The sequence below is a fragment of the Pseudomonas sp. BF-RE-22 genome, assembly GCF_019956155.1.
Taxonomy (GTDB): Bacteria; Pseudomonadota; Gammaproteobacteria; order Pseudomonadales; family Pseudomonadaceae; genus Aquipseudomonas; species Aquipseudomonas migulae.
In genome coordinates this window covers 78569-95615 of the sequence record NZ_JAHBDD010000014.1, presented here as the reverse complement: position 1 = coordinate 95615, position 17047 = coordinate 78569, and the positions used below count along the sequence as shown (strand labels likewise).

General features: G+C 58.8%; 17 protein-coding genes. 3 read left to right on the top strand and 14 right to left on the bottom strand.

The genetic code is table 11. From position 1 onward, the window contains the following. Window positions 1-88: 88 nt before the first annotated feature. From KGA82_RS10215 to rplM, 7 genes are all read right to left on the bottom strand, one after another. Window positions 89-502, bottom strand: coding sequence for a ClpXP protease specificity-enhancing factor (locus KGA82_RS10215; protein ID WP_008037283.1), 414 nt, complete (start codon window positions 500-502; stop codon window positions 89-91). A 16-nt stretch (window positions 503-518) separates the two neighbouring features. Further along, the gene (locus KGA82_RS10210) at window positions 519-1136 is read right to left on the bottom strand and encodes a glutathione S-transferase N-terminal domain-containing protein (RefSeq protein ID WP_007905304.1); all 618 of its coding nucleotides are present in this window, start codon (window positions 1134-1136) and stop codon (window positions 519-521) included. A gap of 151 nt (window positions 1137-1287) precedes the next feature. Beyond that, a complete protein-coding gene (locus tag KGA82_RS10205) occupies window positions 1288-2070 on the bottom strand; it encodes a cytochrome c1 (protein ID WP_008025956.1) in 783 nt (260 codons plus the stop codon). After that, window positions 2070-3281, bottom strand: a complete 1212-nt coding sequence (locus KGA82_RS10200) for a cytochrome b (RefSeq protein ID WP_007943720.1) — start codon at window positions 3279-3281, stop codon at window positions 2070-2072. The genes KGA82_RS10205 and KGA82_RS10200 overlap by 1 nt, the downstream gene beginning before the upstream one ends. Continuing rightward, window positions 3281-3874 (bottom strand): ubiquinol-cytochrome c reductase iron-sulfur subunit, encoded by a 594-nt coding sequence (petA, locus tag KGA82_RS10195; protein ID WP_008025954.1) that lies wholly within the window; start codon window positions 3872-3874, stop codon window positions 3281-3283. Before petA ends, KGA82_RS10200 begins: the two co-directional genes overlap by 1 nt. 267 nt (window positions 3875-4141) lie before the next feature. Next, window positions 4142-4534, bottom strand: coding sequence for a 30S ribosomal protein S9 (rpsI, locus tag KGA82_RS10190; protein ID WP_003228056.1), 393 nt, complete (start codon window positions 4532-4534; stop codon window positions 4142-4144). A gap of 14 nt (window positions 4535-4548) precedes the next feature. Then, the gene (gene rplM / locus KGA82_RS10185; RefSeq protein WP_007905295.1) at window positions 4549-4977 is read right to left on the bottom strand and encodes a 50S ribosomal protein L13; all 429 of its coding nucleotides are present in this window, start codon (window positions 4975-4977) and stop codon (window positions 4549-4551) included. A gap of 245 nt (window positions 4978-5222) precedes the next feature. On the opposite strand from rplM, the gene KGA82_RS10180 reads away from it, so the two are divergent. Then, complete coding sequence (locus KGA82_RS10180) at window positions 5223-6263, top strand: NADP(H)-dependent aldo-keto reductase (RefSeq protein WP_008025952.1); 1041 nt, start codon at window positions 5223-5225, stop codon at window positions 6261-6263. A gap of 89 nt (window positions 6264-6352) precedes the next feature. Here the strand turns inward: KGA82_RS10180 and KGA82_RS10175 are convergent, their stop codons facing one another. Beyond that, on the bottom strand, window positions 6353-7489 hold the full coding sequence (locus tag KGA82_RS10175; RefSeq protein WP_223450269.1) for an acyl-CoA dehydrogenase family protein: 1137 nt from the start codon (window positions 7487-7489) through the stop codon (window positions 6353-6355). 244 nt (window positions 7490-7733) lie between these two features. Between KGA82_RS10175 and KGA82_RS10170 the strand changes: the two genes are divergently transcribed. Next, window positions 7734-8630 (top strand): GlxA family transcriptional regulator, encoded by an 897-nt coding sequence (locus KGA82_RS10170; protein ID WP_177318159.1) that lies wholly within the window; start codon window positions 7734-7736, stop codon window positions 8628-8630. 144 nt (window positions 8631-8774) lie between these two features. On the opposite strand, the gene zapE is transcribed toward KGA82_RS10170, so the two are convergent. The 3 genes from zapE to KGA82_RS10155 form a co-directional block, all read right to left on the bottom strand. Next, window positions 8775-9869 (bottom strand): cell division protein ZapE, encoded by a 1095-nt coding sequence (gene zapE, locus KGA82_RS10165; RefSeq protein WP_008025947.1) that lies wholly within the window; start codon window positions 9867-9869, stop codon window positions 8775-8777. Window positions 9870-9959: 90 nt separating this feature from the next. Further along, complete coding sequence (locus KGA82_RS10160) at window positions 9960-11315, bottom strand: tryptophan--tRNA ligase (RefSeq protein WP_008037280.1); 1356 nt, start codon at window positions 11313-11315, stop codon at window positions 9960-9962. Between the two features lie 24 nt (window positions 11316-11339). After that, on the bottom strand, window positions 11340-11969 hold the full coding sequence (locus KGA82_RS10155; RefSeq protein ID WP_223437261.1) for an alpha/beta hydrolase: 630 nt from the start codon (window positions 11967-11969) through the stop codon (window positions 11340-11342). Window positions 11970-12113: 144 nt separating this feature from the next. Between KGA82_RS10155 and KGA82_RS10150 the strand changes: the two genes are divergently transcribed. Then, window positions 12114-12548 carry a YhcB family protein gene (locus KGA82_RS10150; protein ID WP_008025941.1) on the top strand — a complete coding sequence of 145 codons (435 nt, stop codon included), beginning with the start codon at window positions 12114-12116 and terminating at the stop codon, window positions 12546-12548. 198 nt (window positions 12549-12746) lie between these two features. Here KGA82_RS10150 and KGA82_RS10145 read toward each other — a convergent pair whose 3' ends face one another. The 3 genes from KGA82_RS10145 to KGA82_RS10135 all read right to left on the bottom strand — a co-directional run bounded on the left by KGA82_RS10145 (window position 12747) and on the right by KGA82_RS10135 (window position 17021). Further along, window positions 12747-13451, bottom strand: coding sequence for an OmpA family protein (locus KGA82_RS10145; protein WP_008025938.1), 705 nt, complete (start codon window positions 13449-13451; stop codon window positions 12747-12749). Between the two features lie 102 nt (window positions 13452-13553). Then, the gene (locus KGA82_RS10140; protein WP_008025937.1) at window positions 13554-14195 is read right to left on the bottom strand and encodes an MBL fold metallo-hydrolase; all 642 of its coding nucleotides are present in this window, start codon (window positions 14193-14195) and stop codon (window positions 13554-13556) included. A gap of 87 nt (window positions 14196-14282) precedes the next feature. Continuing rightward, on the bottom strand, window positions 14283-17021 hold the full coding sequence (locus KGA82_RS10135; protein ID WP_223450268.1) for a LuxR C-terminal-related transcriptional regulator: 2739 nt from the start codon (window positions 17019-17021) through the stop codon (window positions 14283-14285). Window positions 17022-17047: the final 26 nt, after the last annotated feature.

The following is a 17047-nucleotide window of genomic DNA, read 5'->3' as shown; positions in this document are numbered from 1 at the left end:
GGCGAAGGCGATTTCGAGGACGCCTTCGCCGGCAAGCCTGGCTCCTACAGGTAATAAAAAAGGCGATCCTTTCGGATCGCCTTTTTTATTACTTCACCACTTTCAAACTTGGCCGACCGCTTGGGCGCGGCGGCTCACTGTCCGGCGGCGGCAGATCATCATCCGGCTCGATCTCCTCCTCGTCTTCCATAGGCGATTCCAGATCGAACACCATGCCCTGACCGTTCTCCCGGGCGTAAATGCCCAGGATCGATGCGATAGGCACGTACAGGGTGTGCGGCACGCCACCGAAGCGCCCCTCGAAGCTGACTGCTTCGTTGTCCATGTGCAGATGACGCACGGCGGCCGGCGATACGTTCAGGACAATCTGTCCGTCACTGGCAAAACCCTGAGGCACCTGCACCGACGGATACTCGGAATTGACCAGCATGTGCGGGGTGCAATCGTTGTCCACAATCCACTCGTAGAGCGCGCGGACCAGATAAGGTCGACTGGAGTTCATAGCGGCTCCTTAAGCCTTAGCGCATATCGCGTTCGACGCCAGACAGACTCGCCTGGAAAGCCTCACGCGCAAACGAGCGCTCCATATAATCAAGCAACGGCTTGGCGGGCCGTGGCAGTTCAATACCCAAAATCGGCAAGCGCCAGAGTATTGGTAGTAGGCAGCAATCCACCAGACTTTGTTCCTCGCTGAGGAAAAACGGCTTGTCGGCGAACAGCGGCGACACGCCAGTCAGGCTTTCGCGCAGCTCTTTACGAGCAACGACACGGGCAGCTTCCTTGGTCCGCGAATCCAGAATCAGATCCACCAGACCACACCAGTCACGCTGAATACGATGAATCAGCAAACGGCTGTTGGCACGCGCCACTGGATAAACCGGCAGCAAAGGCGGATGCGGGTAACGCTCATCCAGATATTCCATCACCACAGTCGACTCCCACAACGCCAGGTCACGATCGACCAGGGTGGGCAGGCTTCCGTAAGGGTTCACCTCAATCAGTTTAGGCGGCTGGCGGCCAGCTTCCACGTAAATGATCTCGGCGCTGACACCCTTCTCTGCAAGTACGATGCGCACTCGGTGGGAATAGTGGTCGGCGGGGTCGGAGTAACAGGCCAACCGATTGGTCACGCCCATGGCGGTCCTCCTCGCTTGTTGAAATTATCGGAAGCGGAAAAACGAGCGCGCCCAGAGGGCGTCTCCCGTAACGCCTGGATAAACCAGACTCGTTACACCTTCAGAGACGCCCTTGGGCGCGCGCGATTAACAGCAATTGCTTGAAACTTTATCAGTGCACATCTTTCCAGTATTCGCGCTTGAGCAAGTAGGCGAATACGAAGAAGAACGCCAGGTACAGCAAGACGTAGGTACCAATGCGCTGATGCTGCAGCTTAACCGGGTTAGCCGAGTAAGCGAGGAAGGTTACCAGATTCTTGACCTTCTCATCGAACTGCTCTTCGGTCAGAGCACCGCTCTTCGGCACGATGGTCAGCTGATCGCACGCTTCATGAGTCAGCGCGGTACCGGTCAGCGGATCATATTGCTTCTTGCCGTCTTCGACGATCTGGACCTGTTTGCAACCGACGACCTGACGACCTTGCAGGCCCACCAGGACGTTCGGCATGCCCACGTTCGGGAAGACCTTGTTGTTCACGCCCCAAGGACGCGACGGATCTTCGTAGAACGACTTCAGGTAGCCGTAGAGCCAGTCCGTACCGCGAACACGAGCCACCAGGGTCAGGTCAGGCGGTGCAGCACCGAACCAGGTCTTGGCGTCAGCCGGCTGCATGCCGATGCTCATGTGGTCGCCGATCTTGGCGCCAGTGAACACCAGCTTCGACAGCATCAGATCGTGAGGAATGCCCAGATCGTCGGCAACACGCTCATAGCGCTGGAACTTGGCGCTGTGGCAGCCCATGCAGTAGTTGGCGAATGTACGCGCGCCATCTTGCATGGCGGCCTTGTCGGAAACGTCGATGTCGACCTTTTCCAACTCAGGACCACCGTGCTCGGCAGCGAAGGACAGTACAGGCAAAGCAGCAAGAATCAGTACAGCAAATAGCTTTTTCATCAGCCAGTCACCCTTTCCGGAACCGGTTTGGTCTTCTCGAGCCTGGTGTAGAAAGGCATCAGAATGAAGTAGGCGAAGTACAGGAAAGTACACACCTGCGACAGCAACGTACGGCCTGGAGTCGGCGCCAGAACACCCAGCACGCCCAGAATCACGAACGAGATGCAGAACACCCAGAGCCAGATTTTGCTCAACCAGCCTTTGTAGCGCATCGACTTGACCGGGCTACGGTCCAGCCATGGCAGGACGAACAGTACAGCGATGGCCGCACCCATGGCGATAACGCCCAGGAGCTTGTCCGGAACCGCCCGCAGAATCGCGTAGAACGGTGTGAAGTACCAGACCGGAGCAATGTGCTCTGGGGTCTTGAACGCGTTCGCCACTTCAAAGTTCGGCTTCTCGAGGAAGTAGCCGCCCATTTCCGGGAAGAAGAACACGATCGAGCAGAAGATGAACAGGAACACCACCACGCCGACGATATCTTTCACGGTGTAGTACGGGTGGAAGGCAATGCCGTCCAGCGGTACGCCGTTTTCGTCTTTGTATTTCTTGATGTCCACGCCGTCCGGGTTGTTCGAGCCGACTTCGTGCAGCGCCAGAACGTGCAGCACCACCAGACCGAGAATCACGATCGGCAGGGCAACAACGTGCAGGGCAAAGAAGCGGTTCAGCGTGATACCGGAAATCAGGTAGTCACCACGGATCCACTGAGTCAGGTCGTTACCGATAACCGGGATCGCACCGAACAGCGAGATGATCACCTGGGCACCCCAGTAGGACATCTGGCCCCACGGCAGCAGGTAACCCATGAAGGCTTCCGCCATCAGCGCCAGGTAGATCAGCATGCCGAAGACCCACACCAGCTCACGCGGCTTCTGGTACGAACCGTAGAGCAAGCCACGGAACATGTGCAGATAAACCACGATGAAGAACGCCGAAGCGCCGGTGGAGTGCAGCAGACGCAGGATCGAGCCGTACTCGACGTCGCGCATGATGTATTCGACGGAAGCAAACGCTTCTTCCGCCGACGGGGTGTAGCTCATGGTCAGCCAGACACCGGTAACGATCTGGTTGACCAGAACGAGCAGCGCCAGGGAACCAAAGAAGTAGAAGAAGTTGAAGTTCTTCGGGGCGTAGTACTTGCTGAGATGGTCTTCCCACATTTTGGTCGCGGGAAAGCGCGCATCAACCCAATCCATGAACTTGCTCATCACGCTTTCTCCGTATCGACGCCAATGACAATAATCTCATTGGTCTCATAGGAATGCGGGGGAACTGGCAGGTTCAAAGGCGCAGGTTGCGACTTGTAGACGCGGCCAGCCAGATCGTAGTGGGAACCGTGGCACGGGCAGAAATAGCCGCCTACCCAGTCCTTGCCCAGATCAGCAGGTGCCACTTCGGGACGGAAGGTCGGCGAGCAACCCAAGTGCGTACAGATACCGATCAGCAGCAGAACCTCTGGCTTGATCGAACGCGTAACCGGGTCGACATAGGTCGGTTGTGTCGAGTTCTTGGAGGTCGGGTCAGCCAGCTGGCCCTCGATCTTTTTCAGATTCCCCAGGATTTCCTCGGTACGGCGGACAATGAACACCGGCTGACCGCGCCACTCAGCAATCATCTGCTGGCCTGGCTCGATTTTGCTGACATTCACTTTCACCGGTGCACCTGCGGCTTTCGCCTTGGCACTGGGAAACCATGACCCCACGAACGGGACCGCAGCCCCCACCGCTCCTGCAGCACCCACCACGGATGTGGCTGCTACCAAGAAGCGACGCCGGCCTGCATTCACGCCGTCATTGCTCATTCAGTCCTCTCCCATCAGCTTTGTGGCCTGTTAAATCAGGCATCTACTAAGTAAAACTATGTACTTATAAAAATTTTGCCGAATGGTAATGAAAAGCCCCAATTCTGACAAGGTAATTACCGAAGGGCTCCACTGCCAAGCCTTGTAGTATAGGGGCTCTACGGATGTGGCAAGTTGTCACAGAGCAATTCTTTGATAAATCGCACCCATAAAAAAACGCCCAGCTCCGTGAGGAAACTGGGCGTTCTTTTTGAACGTGAAAGCGAATTAACGCTTCGAGTACTGCGGACGCTTACGCGCTTTACGCAGACCGACTTTCTTACGTTCAACTTCACGGGCGTCGCGGGTAACGAAGCCAGCTTTGCGCAGAGCGCTACGCAGGGTTTCGTCGTAGTCCATCAGAGCGCGAGTGATGCCGTGGCGGATTGCGCCAGCTTGACCACTTACACCACCGCCGATCACGGTGACGTAGATGTCGAACTTCTCGACAGTCTCAGTCAATTCCAGCGGCTGACGAACTACCATGCGGGCAGTTTCGCGGCCGAAGAAATTATCCAGCGAACGGTTGTTGATGGAGATGTTACCAGTACCCGGACGCAGGAAAACGCGTGCGGTTGCGGTCTTGCGACGGCCAGTGCCGTAATTTTGAGTCGCCGACATAATGAACTATTCCGTTAAAACTTCAGTTCTTGGGGCTGCTGAGCAGTATGAGGGTGTACAGCGCCCGCATAGACTTTCAGCTTACGATACATGTCGCGACCCAGCGGGTTCTTAGGCAGCATGCCTTTGACCGCGGTCTCGATCACGCGCTCAGGGGCTTTAGCGATCAGCTTTTCGAAGTTGATCGACTTGATGCCGCCCGGGAAACCGGAGTGGGAGTAGTAGATTTTGTCGGTGGTTTTAGCACCGGTTACACGAATCTGCTCGGCATTGATAACGACGATGTAATCGCCGGTGTCAACGTGAGGAGTGTACTCAGCTTTATGCTTGCCACGCAGACGGCTCGCGATTTCGGTGGCCAGACGACCCAGGGTCTGACCTGCAGCGTCGACGACAAACCAGTCGCGCTGTACTGTTTCCGGTTTAGCAGTAAAAGTTTTCATTCTTTATAGCCTCAGGGGCCGCCCTGTAAATTAGACGGCGGATCTTACTGAATAGTGCGTACTTTGACAAGTCAAAGGCAGCCGGATACAGACGCTTTCGGGGGCTCGGGTCGGCGCGTCCGTTCAACGGCAAGATTCTTCGGCGGCGGCGCATCACTTCCACTGCAGAAAGAGGTGCGCAATTATGCAGATTGCGAAAAATATTTCAACCTGCTTTTATGATTGTTTTGCCCAAGGAGCACCTGATGGATTATCGACAGCTAGGCCGAACCAATCTGAACGTGAGCGCCATCTGCCTCGGAACCATGACCTGGGGCGAGCAAAACAGTGAAGCTGAAGCCTTCGCACAGATTGAACGGGCCAAAAGCGCCGGGATCAATTTCATCGACACCGCCGAGATGTACCCGGTACCTCCGAAAGCCGAAACCTACGCCACCACCGAGCGCTACATCGGCAATTATTTCAAAAGCCGCGGTGATCGCGCCGACTGGATCCTGGCCAGCAAGATCGCCGGCCCCGGCAACACCATCGACTACATCCGCGACAAAAACCTGCGCCACAACCGCCAGCACATCACCGAAGCCGTGGATGCGAGCCTCAAGCGCCTGCAGACCGACTACATCGACCTCTATCAATTGCACTGGCCGGAGCGCAGCACCAACTTCTTCGGTCAACTGGGCTACAAACACAAGAGCGAAGCGAACCTGACCCCGCTGGAGGACACCCTCGAAGCGCTGGACGAACAGGTCAAGGCCGGCAAGATCCGCCACATCGGCCTGTCCAACGAAACACCGTGGGGCACCATGCGTTTCCTGGCACTGGCCGAAGCCCGTGGCTGGCCGCGTGCAGTGTCGATCCAGAACCCGTACAACCTGCTCAACCGCAGCTTCGAAGTCGGCCTGGCGGAAATCGCCATCCGCGAACAGTGCGGCCTGCTGGCCTATTCGCCGCTGGCGTTCGGTTTCCTGTCGGGCAAGTACGAAGGTGGCGCGCGTCCGCCGAAAGGTCGCCTGAGCCTCTACAGCCGCTTCAGCCGCTATTTCAATCCACAGTCGGAAGCCGCCTGCAGCCGTTATGTGGCGCTGGCCCGCGAGCACGGTCTGGACCCGGCGCAAATGGCCTTGGCGTTTGTAACGCAGCAGCCGTTCGTGACCAGCAACATCATCGGCGCGACGACGCTGGAACAACTGGACAGCAACATTGCCAGCTTCGAGCTGAAACTTTCCGATGAAGTGCTGGCGGGGATCGAGGCGATCCACAAGGATCACCCGAATCCAGCACCGTAACCCGCACTTGTAGGAGCCGGCTTGCTGGCGATTGGGACAACGCGGTTACAGCCAAAACCGCGTCGCTTCAATCGCCGACAAGCCGGCTCCTACAGTGACCGCGCAATAATCTCCTTCATGATTTCGTTGGTGCCGGCATAAATCCGCTGCACCCGCGCATCCGCCCACGCCCGGGCGATCGGGTATTCCCACATGAACCCGTAGCCGCCATGCAACTGCACGCACTCGTCGAGCACCTTGCATTGCAGGTCCGTGCCCCAATACTTGGCCATCGCCGCCGTCGGCACATCGAGCTTGCCTTGCAGGTGCAACTCCAGGCAGCGATCGACGAAGACCCGGCCAATCTGGATCTCGGTCGCCATCTCCGCCAGCTTGAAACGGGTGTTCTGGAAGTCGGCAATCGCCTTGCCGAACGCCTTGCGCTCGCGGGTGTATTCCAGCGTCCATTGCAGCGCAGCCTCAGCCGATGCCAGTCCGCCAACAGCAACCGCCAGACGCTCTTGCGGCAATTCCTGCATCAGATACGCGAAGCCCATCCCAGCTTGGCCCAGCAGGTTTTCTTTCGGCACGCGAACATCCTGGAAGAACAGCTCCGAGGTGTCCTGCGCTTTCATGCCGACTTTTTCCAGGCGCTTGCCCTTGGCAAAACCCGGCGTGTCGGCCTCGACCAGAAACAGGCTGGTGCCCTTCGCGCCGGCCTTCGGATCGGTCTTGGCCACGACAATCACCAGGTCCGCGAGATAGCCGTTGGTGATGAATGTCTTCGAACCGTTGATCACATATTCATCGCCATCGAGCACCGCCGTGGTTTTCACCCCTTGCAGGTCGGAACCGGCACCCGGCTCGGTCATGGCAATCGCGGTGACCATCTCGCCGGACACCAGTTTTGGCAGGTATTTGTGTTTCAGCGTTTCGCTGCCGTAATGCAGGATGTAAGGCGCGACGATGTCGGAATGCAGGGAAAAACCGATCCCGGTCAGCCCCAGACGCCCCACCTCTTCGATCACCACCGCACTGTAGAGAAAATCCGCTCCCAGCCCGCCGTACTCTTCCGGCAGGTGTGAACAGAGCATCCCCGCCTCCCCTGCCTTGTTCCAGAGTTGGCGGTCGATATAGCCTTGTTTTTCCCATTGCCCATGAAACGGCACGGCCTCTTTTTCGAGGAAGGTTCGCACGCTGTCGCGAAAAAGTTCGTGCTCGGAACTGAACAAGGTTCTGGGGATCATGCGGCACCTGTCGTTATTGTTAGAAGGAATAGACCTTCAGAGACTAAGCCTCGCTTCCGATACAGGACACTGGACACATCCGACAAAAAATAAGACGATCCAGCCGTCTGGTGACCACTTTCCCCTATAAGAATAAAGTTGAATTATGTCTAACCAAGTCTCCACGCCCTTGCGGCGCGTCAGCATCCTGGCTATCGACCGGGTTTTCGCTTCCACCCTCATGCAAGCCAAGGATTTCTTCCACCTGGCCAGCCTGCGTTACGGCAAACAACTGGGCCAGGGCCTGACACCGGCGTTCGAAACGCGCCTGGTCAGCCCCGACGGCAAACCGGTCAACAGCTTCAGCGACGTGATCATGCCGGTGGACGGCGGCCTGGAAAACGCTGACGTCATCATCCTCCCGGCGTTCTGGGACGATTTCGAAACCCTTTGCCAACGTTATCCACAGATCCTGCCGTGGTTGCGCCAGCAGCATGCGCGCGGCGCGGTACTGTGCGGCGAAGCCACCGGGGTGTTCTGGCTCGCCGAAGCCGGGCTGCTCGACGGCAAGGAAGCGACCACTTACTGGCGCTTCTTCAACGCCTTTGCCGAGCGCTTCCCGAGGGTTTACCTCAATCAGGACAAGCACCTGACCGACGCCGACAACCTCTATTGCGCCGGCGGCACCACGTCGGCGTGCGACCTCTATATCTACCTGATCGAGCGTTTCTGCGGCGCCAACGTGGCCCAGGCCGTGGCCCGCGACATTCTCTATGAAGTGCAGCGCAGCTACTCGCCGGGACGCATCGGTTTCGGTGGCCAGAAGCTGCACCAGGACGTGATCATCCTGCAGATCCAGCACTGGCTCGAAGAGCACTTCGCCGACAAGTTCCGCTTCGAGGACGTTGCCCGCGAGCACGGCATGAGCATCCGCAACTTCATGCGCCGCTTCCAGACCGCCACCGGCGACAAGCCGCTGCATTACCTGCAACGCCTGCGCATTGAAACGGCAAAGGGCTTGCTGTCCGGCAGCCGCAAGAGCATCAAGACCATCAGTTATGAAGTCGGTTACGACGATGCGAGCTTCTTCGCGCGGCTGTTCCGGCAGCACACCGAGTTGTCGCCGAACCAGTATCGGCAGCAGTTTCAGCAAGCGGCGTAAAACCCCGTAAACCCTGTAGGAGTACAGCTTGCTGGCGATGGCGTCCTTGAGATAGCCATCGCCGGCAAGCCGTGCTCCTACAGGGGATCTGCAACGCATAAAAAAGGCCTGCAATTGCAGGCCTTTTTCATTTTCAGAAATTTCCTACGGCTTGTGAGCCCGGGACAGGAATTCGTGGGATTGCATTTCCAGCAGACGGCTGAGGGTGCGCTGGAACTCGAAGTTCAGGCGACCGCCGGTGTAGAGGTCTTTGAGCTCGACTTCGGCGGAAATGATCAGCTTCACGTTACGGTCGTAGAACTCGTCGACCATGTTGATAAAGCGCCGGGCGATGTCGTCGGTGGTGACGCTCATCTGCTCGACACCGCTGAGCAGCACGGCGTGGAAGATCTTGCCCAGTTCGATGTAATCGTTCTGGCTGCGTGGGCCGTCGCAGAGCTCGCGAAAGTCAAACCAGGCCACGTCATCGCAGGTGCGCAAGGCACGGATTTCGCGGTTCTCGATGATCAGCACATCGTTCTCGATGGCCGCCGTGCATTCCGGCGTCAGCGCACGGAAGCTCTTGCGCAGGCTTTCGTGAGACGCTTCATCGAGCGGGAAGTGGAACAGCTCCGCTTGCTCGAGGTGACGCAGACGATAGTCGACGCCGCTGTCGACGTTGACGATCTCGGTGTTCTGCTTGATCAGCGCGATGGCCGGCAGGAAGCGCGCACGCTGCAAGCCGTCCTTGTACAAACCGTCCGGGACGATGTTCGAAGTGGCGACCAGGGTCACGCCGTTCTTGAACAGCTCTTCCATCAGCGTGCCAAGGATCATCGCGTCGGTAATGTCGGAAACGAAGAATTCATCGAAACAGATCACTCGCGACTCGTCGGAGAAGCGCTTGGCGATGATGGTCAGCGGGTTTTTCTCGCCGCCGAGGGTCTTCATCTCTTCGTGCACACGCTTCATGAAGCGGTGGAAGTGAGTCCGGGTCTTTTCCTTGAACGGCAGCGCTTCGAAGAAGGTGTCGACCAGGTAAGTCTTGCCGCGACCTACGCCGCCCCAGAAATACAGGCCCTTGACCGGCGCCTGTTCTTTCTTGCCAAACAGTTTGCCGAGCAGGCCCGGTTTGTTCTGCGAGGCCGCGACCAGATCGTCGTACAGGCGCTGCAAATGGCGCACGGCGGTTTCCTGCGCGGCGTCATGGAAGAATTCCGGGCGTTTCAGATCAGCTTGGTATCGTTCTAGGGGCGTCATAATTCGTTAGCAAGGCAACAAAAACGGGCCGTCACTGTAGCGATGGCCCGTGGGAATGGCAATCGGCCCTTGGTCGGACCGAGCCGTTGATTATTCCTGAACCGGCGTCAGCGCAATCCGCAAAGCGTCGATGGCAACGTCACGGGCCGCCGTGTCGGCGAAAGCCGGGCTATCGGCCACGCACTCGCCTTCCAGCCAGACGCTGAAGCTCAGGTCTTGATTGCGCACGTCCAGAGGCTGGCCCGCTTGCAGTTGTTTGGTCACCTGACCAGCGGTTTTACCGTCGGCGAAGTTGCGCGACAACAGCAGTTGCTCGCCATCGGCCGCCAGCAGGCGGAAGCGGAAACTGCCGTCGTCTTCGCGGAAGCTGACAAAACGTGCAGCTTTCGCGGCTTTCTTCTTGGTGGTCGCCGCGACTTGCGTCTGGGCCACGAAAGAACGCAAACCGACCGCTTCGCGCAATTCGTTAAGGAATGGCGTCGCTACGGCACGGGCCTTTTTCGCACCGATTTGCAGGATGTCTTCCAGATCAGCCGGGCGTTCGATCAGTTGGTGATAACGCTCGCGGGACTCGCCCAGTTCACTGTCGAGCAGTTGGAACAGACGATTCTTCGCCTCCCCCCAACCCAGGCCCTGCAACAATTCGCTGCGGAATTCGTCGGACTGCGCCGGGGTGGCAAAGGCCTGGAACAGCGTGAACAGGTGCGAATTGTCTGGATCTTTGGCTTCGCCCGGCGCGCGGGAGTCAGTGACGATCCGCGAGATCGCGTCTTTCATCTCTTTAGCGCTGCTGAACAACGGAATGGTGTTGTCGTAGCTCTTCGACATCTTGCGACCGTCGAGGCCGGGCAGCGTCGCGACGCTTTCTTCGATCAGCGCCTCGGGCATGGTGAAGAATTCTTTGCCCTGGCCAAACAGATGGTTGAAACGCTGACCGATATCCCGGGCCATTTCCACGTGCTGGATCTGGTCACGACCGACCGGCACCTTGTGTGCGTTGAACATCAGGATGTCCGCGGCCATCAGCACCGGATAGCTGTACAGCCCCATGGTGATACCGGCATCCGGGTCTTCGCCGGTTTCGACGTTCTTGTCCACCGAAGCCTTGTAGGCGTGGGCGCGGTTGAGCAAGCCCTTGGCCGCAACGCAGGTCAGCAGCCAGGTCAGCTCCGGGATTTCCGGGATGTCGGATTGGCGATAGAACGTCACGCGGTCCACATCCAGGCCACCGGCCAGCCAGGTCGCGGCGATTTCCAGACGCGAGCGCTGGATGCGCAGCGGGTCATCGCATTTGATCAGGGCGTGGTAGTCGGCCAGGAAGTAGAACGAATCGGCATTGCTGTCGCGGCTGGCAAGGATCGCCGGGCGGATGGCGCCGGCGTAGTTGCCCAGGTGCGGCGTGCCGGTGGTGGTGATGCCGGTGAGGATACGGGTACGAGTCGTCATGGGTAATCGCTTGTCAGACTGCAATCAATTCGAAAGACGCGGCAGGATCAGATCCTTGAGATCGGTCAGCTTGCCATGAAAAAAGTGTCCGCATTCTGCCACTTTCAGCAGCTCATGGGGACGATCGAGTTTCTCGGACCAGTCGTAGACAGCTTGCGGGTCAATGACTTCATCGGTTTCCGGCTGGATCAGGGTCAGCGGGCAATTCACCGGCAGCAGGTCGTAACCATTGAGCCGGGTGACAGCAGCGGCCACCATGAACAAATGCTTGAGCTGTTCACCCTGCGCTTCCAGGCGTCCGCCGAGACTTGCTGCAACAAAACCGCCGAAGGAGAAACCGAACAACGTCAGCGGCAAATCAGGATGTTTCGCCCGCAACCATGCCGCCGCCGCTTGAGCATCGTCGACTTCGCCGGTCCCCATGTCGTGCGAGCCTTCGCTGGCACCGACGCCACGGTAGTTGAAACGCAAGGTAATCAAACCGGCATCGCGCGCGGTGCGCTGCAGGGTCGAGACCACTTTGTTGAGCATGGTGCCGCCCTGCACCGGGTTCGGGTGGCAGATCAGCGCGATGCCGCGCGGCTGCTCGATATCCAGGTAAAGTGCTTCCAATTGCCCGACCGGGCCGTCAATCACTACAGGGGTTTCGCGCATAAGCAAGGAAGGAACTCCGTGACCTCGAATCGGGTCGACTCGTCTAGCAAATTGTCTGTGCCGATGTATTGCGAGTGAATCGCGGTATACAGCGCAGGTTCGAGCCGTTAACGTAAAGCAAAGCCGTTTATAGAGGAAGGACTCGTGGAACACTCGCTCTTAGTTTGGTTGTTGCCGACTCTTGCCCTGGTTGTGGGTGTCGCCATTGGATTCCTGATCGCTCGCCTGGTGCCGAACGCCGCGCCGAGCAGCACCCAACGTCAGCTGGATGACATTCAGGAACGTTTTGACAGTTATCAGAACGAGGTGGTTACCCACTTCAACAGCACTGCAAACCTGGTCAAGAAACTGACTCAGAGCTATCAGGAAGTGCAGGATCACCTCGCCGAGGGTGCCAACCGCCTGGCCCTGGACGAACAAACCCGCCAACGCCTGCTGGCTTCGCTGCACGCCGACGCGGCAGCGGCCCCACGGGAACGCCTGACGCCACCGCGCAATCAGGAGCCGCCTCGCGACTACGCCCCCAAAGCCCCGAACGCGCCGGGCATGCTTGATGAGCATTACGGCCTGAAGAAGTAATCAGGTTTCGCGCGATACACAAAAGCCCTCGGACGAGTGATTGTCCGGGGGCTTTTTTGTTGCTGATCCAATAGCCCCTTCGCGGGCTTGCCCGCGAAGGGGCCAGAACTGGCGACACAAAAAAACCGCCCGATCTGTTTAGGATCGGGCGGTTTTTTTTACGCCTGGGGTTCAGTCAGGTGGGTAAAGGGGCTGCGTTTACTGCTGTGGATACTCTTGACCCGGAATCGCCTTGAGGTTGACCTCGACGCGACGGTTCTGTGCCCGGCCATTGGCATCGGCATTGCTGGCAACCGGGCTATCCGGCCCGGCGCCACGTGCCGACAGATTGGCACCACTGACACCTTGGGACGTCAGGTAAGTCGCCACGCTCTGCGCACGACGCTGGGACAGGTCCATGTTGTGCTGACGGCTGCCGGTGCTGTCGGTGTAGCCAACGATTTCGATCTGGTTCTGGTTGAACTCTTTGAGCGAACCGGCCAGGTTGTTCAGTGGCTGATAGAAGCTGGAAGCGATGTTCGCCGAATCGGTGGCGAACGTGATGTTGCCCGGCATGATCAGCTTGATCTGATCGCCCTGGCGCTGCACTTCAACACCGGTGTTGGCCATGCTGGCGCGCAGCTTTTTCTCTTGCTGGTCGGCGTAGTAACCGTAACCGGCAGCCGAAGCACCCACTACGGCGGCGCCGATCAGCGCGCCCTTGCCACGGTTATCGTGGCTGATGGCGGCACCGGCCAACGCACCCGCCAGAGCGCCGAGGCCGCCGTACTTGGCGGTTTTGCTCATGCCCGTGGAACCACCGTCGGCCTGCCCCTGGCTGCTGTCATATGGGTTGGGCGAGGCGCAGCCTGACAGCAAGGCCACAGCCGTAGCGACAATAATCAAACGCTGCTTGGTGAACATGAAGAGCTCCTACTTTTTGCATTCTGGGATGCAACGGGTCTTAGGCATTGGTTCTTTGCGGGCGTTGGATCATTTCGGGCGCAGAAAATTCCGTCGATCCCCTTAAGCCCGCACAAAAGGGTTGTCGCGCATTTCATCACCCAGACGCGTATCCGGACCATGGCCTGTCACCACCGTCGCGTCTTCATCAAGGGTGTACAGGCGCTGTTTGATCGAACGCACGATGGTCGCCTGATCGCCACCCCACAAATCCGTGCGCCCTACCCCGCGACGAAACAACGTGTCACCGGCAATCAGCAGCTTAGCTTCTGAAAACCAAAAGCTCATGGAACCCGGCGTATGACCTGGCGTGTGCAACGCCACGCCGCAACCGCAGGCAAGTTCTTCATCGTCGGCCAACCAGCGATCCGGCGATGGAACCGGCGTGTAAGGCACACCGAACATCTGGCATTGCATCTCCAGATTGTCCCAGAGGAACTGATCCTCTTTGTGCAAGTGCAGGGTCGCGCCGGTTTTCTCCTTCAACTGACCGGAGGCCAGGAAGTGATCGAGGTGCGCATGGGTATGGATGATGCTGACAACCTTCAGGCCCAGGGCATCGAGCCGGGCGAGGATCAATTCGTGATTGCCGCCCGGATCGACCACGATGGCCTTCTTCGTCACCGGATCGCCGATGATCGTGCAGTTGCACTGCAACGGGCCTACGGGGAAGGTTTCGCGGATGAGGGTCGGTTGTTGGGACATCGGGGCATGCTCGATAAAAACGGGGACGAGGGATTTTCGCACACAATTGCGTCCAGCCATTGACCGCCTGTGTATCGTCACACTACGTCAGCCCAACACTCCCAATGCCTTGGCCCTCGCCACCGCCTGCGTGCGCCGCTCAACCCCGAGCTTGCTGTTGATGTGGCTGGCGTGGGTTTTCACCGTGTGCAGGGAAATGAACAGCTGATCGCTGATTTCCTGGTTCGAGCAGCCTTGGGCAATGAGTTTCAGAACCGACAGTTCGCGGGAACTGAGTTGCTCGCAGGCTTGTGAGGGCTCCGGAGCAAGGCGTGCAGCGATAACGGGGAGTCGCTCCGACAGGCTCTGCGATACCGTCGCTTTCGCGCAGTTCTGCAGTTGCTCGCGAAGCCAGTCAGGGCTTTTATTCAACAAGCCATCAAAAGGCTGCAGCGCGCCGCCACTGGCCGCTTCAAGGGCCTGAGCGAAGGACTGCCGGGCTTCAGGCTCGCGGTTGTGCGCAAGGAGCAGTTCGGTTTTTTGTGTCAGCGCCATCACACTGAGCAACTGCCGACCGGTTTGCTGACCATGCTCGAGTAACGCATTCAATCGCCCTTCGGCCAGCATCGGCTGCGCCTGAATGACCTCAAGCAAAGCCTGCTGCAACTCGATATGCAGTGGCAGTTGCGGATGGAATTCCGGAGGCGCCGCAGGCGTTTCGCCGTTGTAGGTCTGGCCCAGTCGTGCGAGCCAGGCTTCTGCCAGATCGGTGCGTCCCTGGGCCAGCCAGAGTTCGCATTTGACCAGGGTAATCATCGCCAGATAGTAAATCGGCGGGACGTCCCAGATGTGCATCAGCCGTTCGGCTTCGGCCAGTTCGGCAAAGGCCTTGGCGAACTCGCCGCTGCTGCCTTCGAGCCGGGCGATCACGCAATGGCCGATCAAAACACTGATGTCGCGACAGGCGCGGGCCTCAGTCAAACCGGCCTGCAAACGCAGCCGCGCGGTCTGTGGTTGCAGGCGCAGGGCCAGCAGAAATCCTTCGTACAAGGTCAATCGAGCGCGCACGGCATACAGCCGCTGCGGCGACAACCCTTGCAGGCGTTGCAGCCCCTGACGGACTTCGTCCAGCGAGCGCAGGATTTCCCCTCGCGCCTGCAACACGCGCGCCCGGTCGTAATGGGCCAGCGCTTCGAACAACGGATTGCCCACCCGTTGCGCCAGCTCAAGCGAGTCGCGATTCAAACCACGGGCACGCCACAAGTCGCCATCGGCAATGGCCAGGTTGGAAAGGGTCGAGAGACACATCAGGCGCTGGCCGTAGCGTTTCGATGGCAGGCTTTCCAGCGCTTCGGTGCAATACAGCAGCGTCAATTCGCGGTTGCCGCGCCCGCGGGCAATGATCCCGCTCAAGGCCAGCCATTGCGCCAGCATGGATTTCTGCGCGGTGGCCGATGGCGCCGGCAGGAAGCGGCTCAGATGATTGGCCAACTCTTCGGCGGCGTCGAGCTGACAGGCCAGCCCCAAGGCCCAGCTGTAAAGCACGATCAACCGTGGCGTGCTGATCAGCAGGCTGTCGGGCAAGTCCATTTTCCAGCGCAGCAACATGCCGACATTCTGTTCCGCCAGCAATTGCTCTTCCGAAAGGTTCTGCACCAGGTTGGCCGCGACATCCAGATGCCCGGCGCGCAACGCCTGCTCCACCGCCTCATCGAGCAGGCCCTGGGCATTGAACCAGCGACACGCGCGCAGATGCAGGCTGGCTGCCGGCACCATCGCCTGTGAGGTTGGCCGGGTACGCAGCAGGTCGGAAAACAGATGGTGATAGCGGTACCAGTGGCCATGCTCGTCCAGCGGTACGAGGAACACTTGGTGCGCAAGCAGAAAACGCAGGATCTCGGCGCTGTCATGCGCTTCGCGAACGGCATCGCACAGCTCGCTGCAAAAACGCTCTTGAGGGGCCGTGTCATAAAGGAACGACTGCACCTCGGCGGGCAGACAATCGATGACTTCTTCGAGCAGGTAATCGCGAATCAGCCCTTCCCCACCGTGCAGGGACTGGGGTAACGCACCGTCGGAACCCGCTTCGGAGGCCGCCAGCAACCAGAAACGCAAGCCGGCAACCCAGCCTTCACTGCGCTGGATCAGGTTTTCCAGTGCTTCGCCACGCAACGAACTGCTGTGTCGATCGAGCAGGGTCAAGGCTTCGTCGTGGGTCAGGCGCAGATCCTGCTCATGCAACTCAAGCAATTGTCGCGACAACCGCAGCCGCGCCAGATGCCAGTCCGGACGTTGGCGACTGGTGACCATCACCAGCAAGCCGTCGGGAAGGTGATTGAGGAAAAACTGCAGGCAACGATCGAGCACCGGCCCCTGGGCCAGATGATAGTCATCGAGGACCAGCAGCAATGGCGCTGTCGGCAACAGGTGCACGGCCAATTCATCGAGCAAACCGTCCAGCCATTCTTCAAAAGCAAACGGCTGATGCCGCTGACGCATTTTCAGCAGCCCCAGAGACTGGCGGCCCAACTGCGGAAAAAAGTCCTGAAGACCTTCGAGCAATCGCTCCAGAAAACGGCCTGGATCGTTGTCCCGCGGACTCAACCCCAGCCAGAGACTTTGCCAATGCGCCGGCAGCCCCTGACAGAACTCCACAGCCAATGAGCTCTTGCCAAACCCCGCCGGCGCGCTGACCAGCAGCAGCCGGCCACCGAGACCGGCACTGAGGCGCTCGCATAAACGAGGCCGCAGCACATGGCCGTCGGGCAGCGGAGGCCGATAAAAACGCCCGTCCAATGTTGCGACGGTAACGCTTGCATGGCCCGGGAGTGGGGACAGATCAGTCATGGCCGGCTCTTGTTTGAAATGCTGTT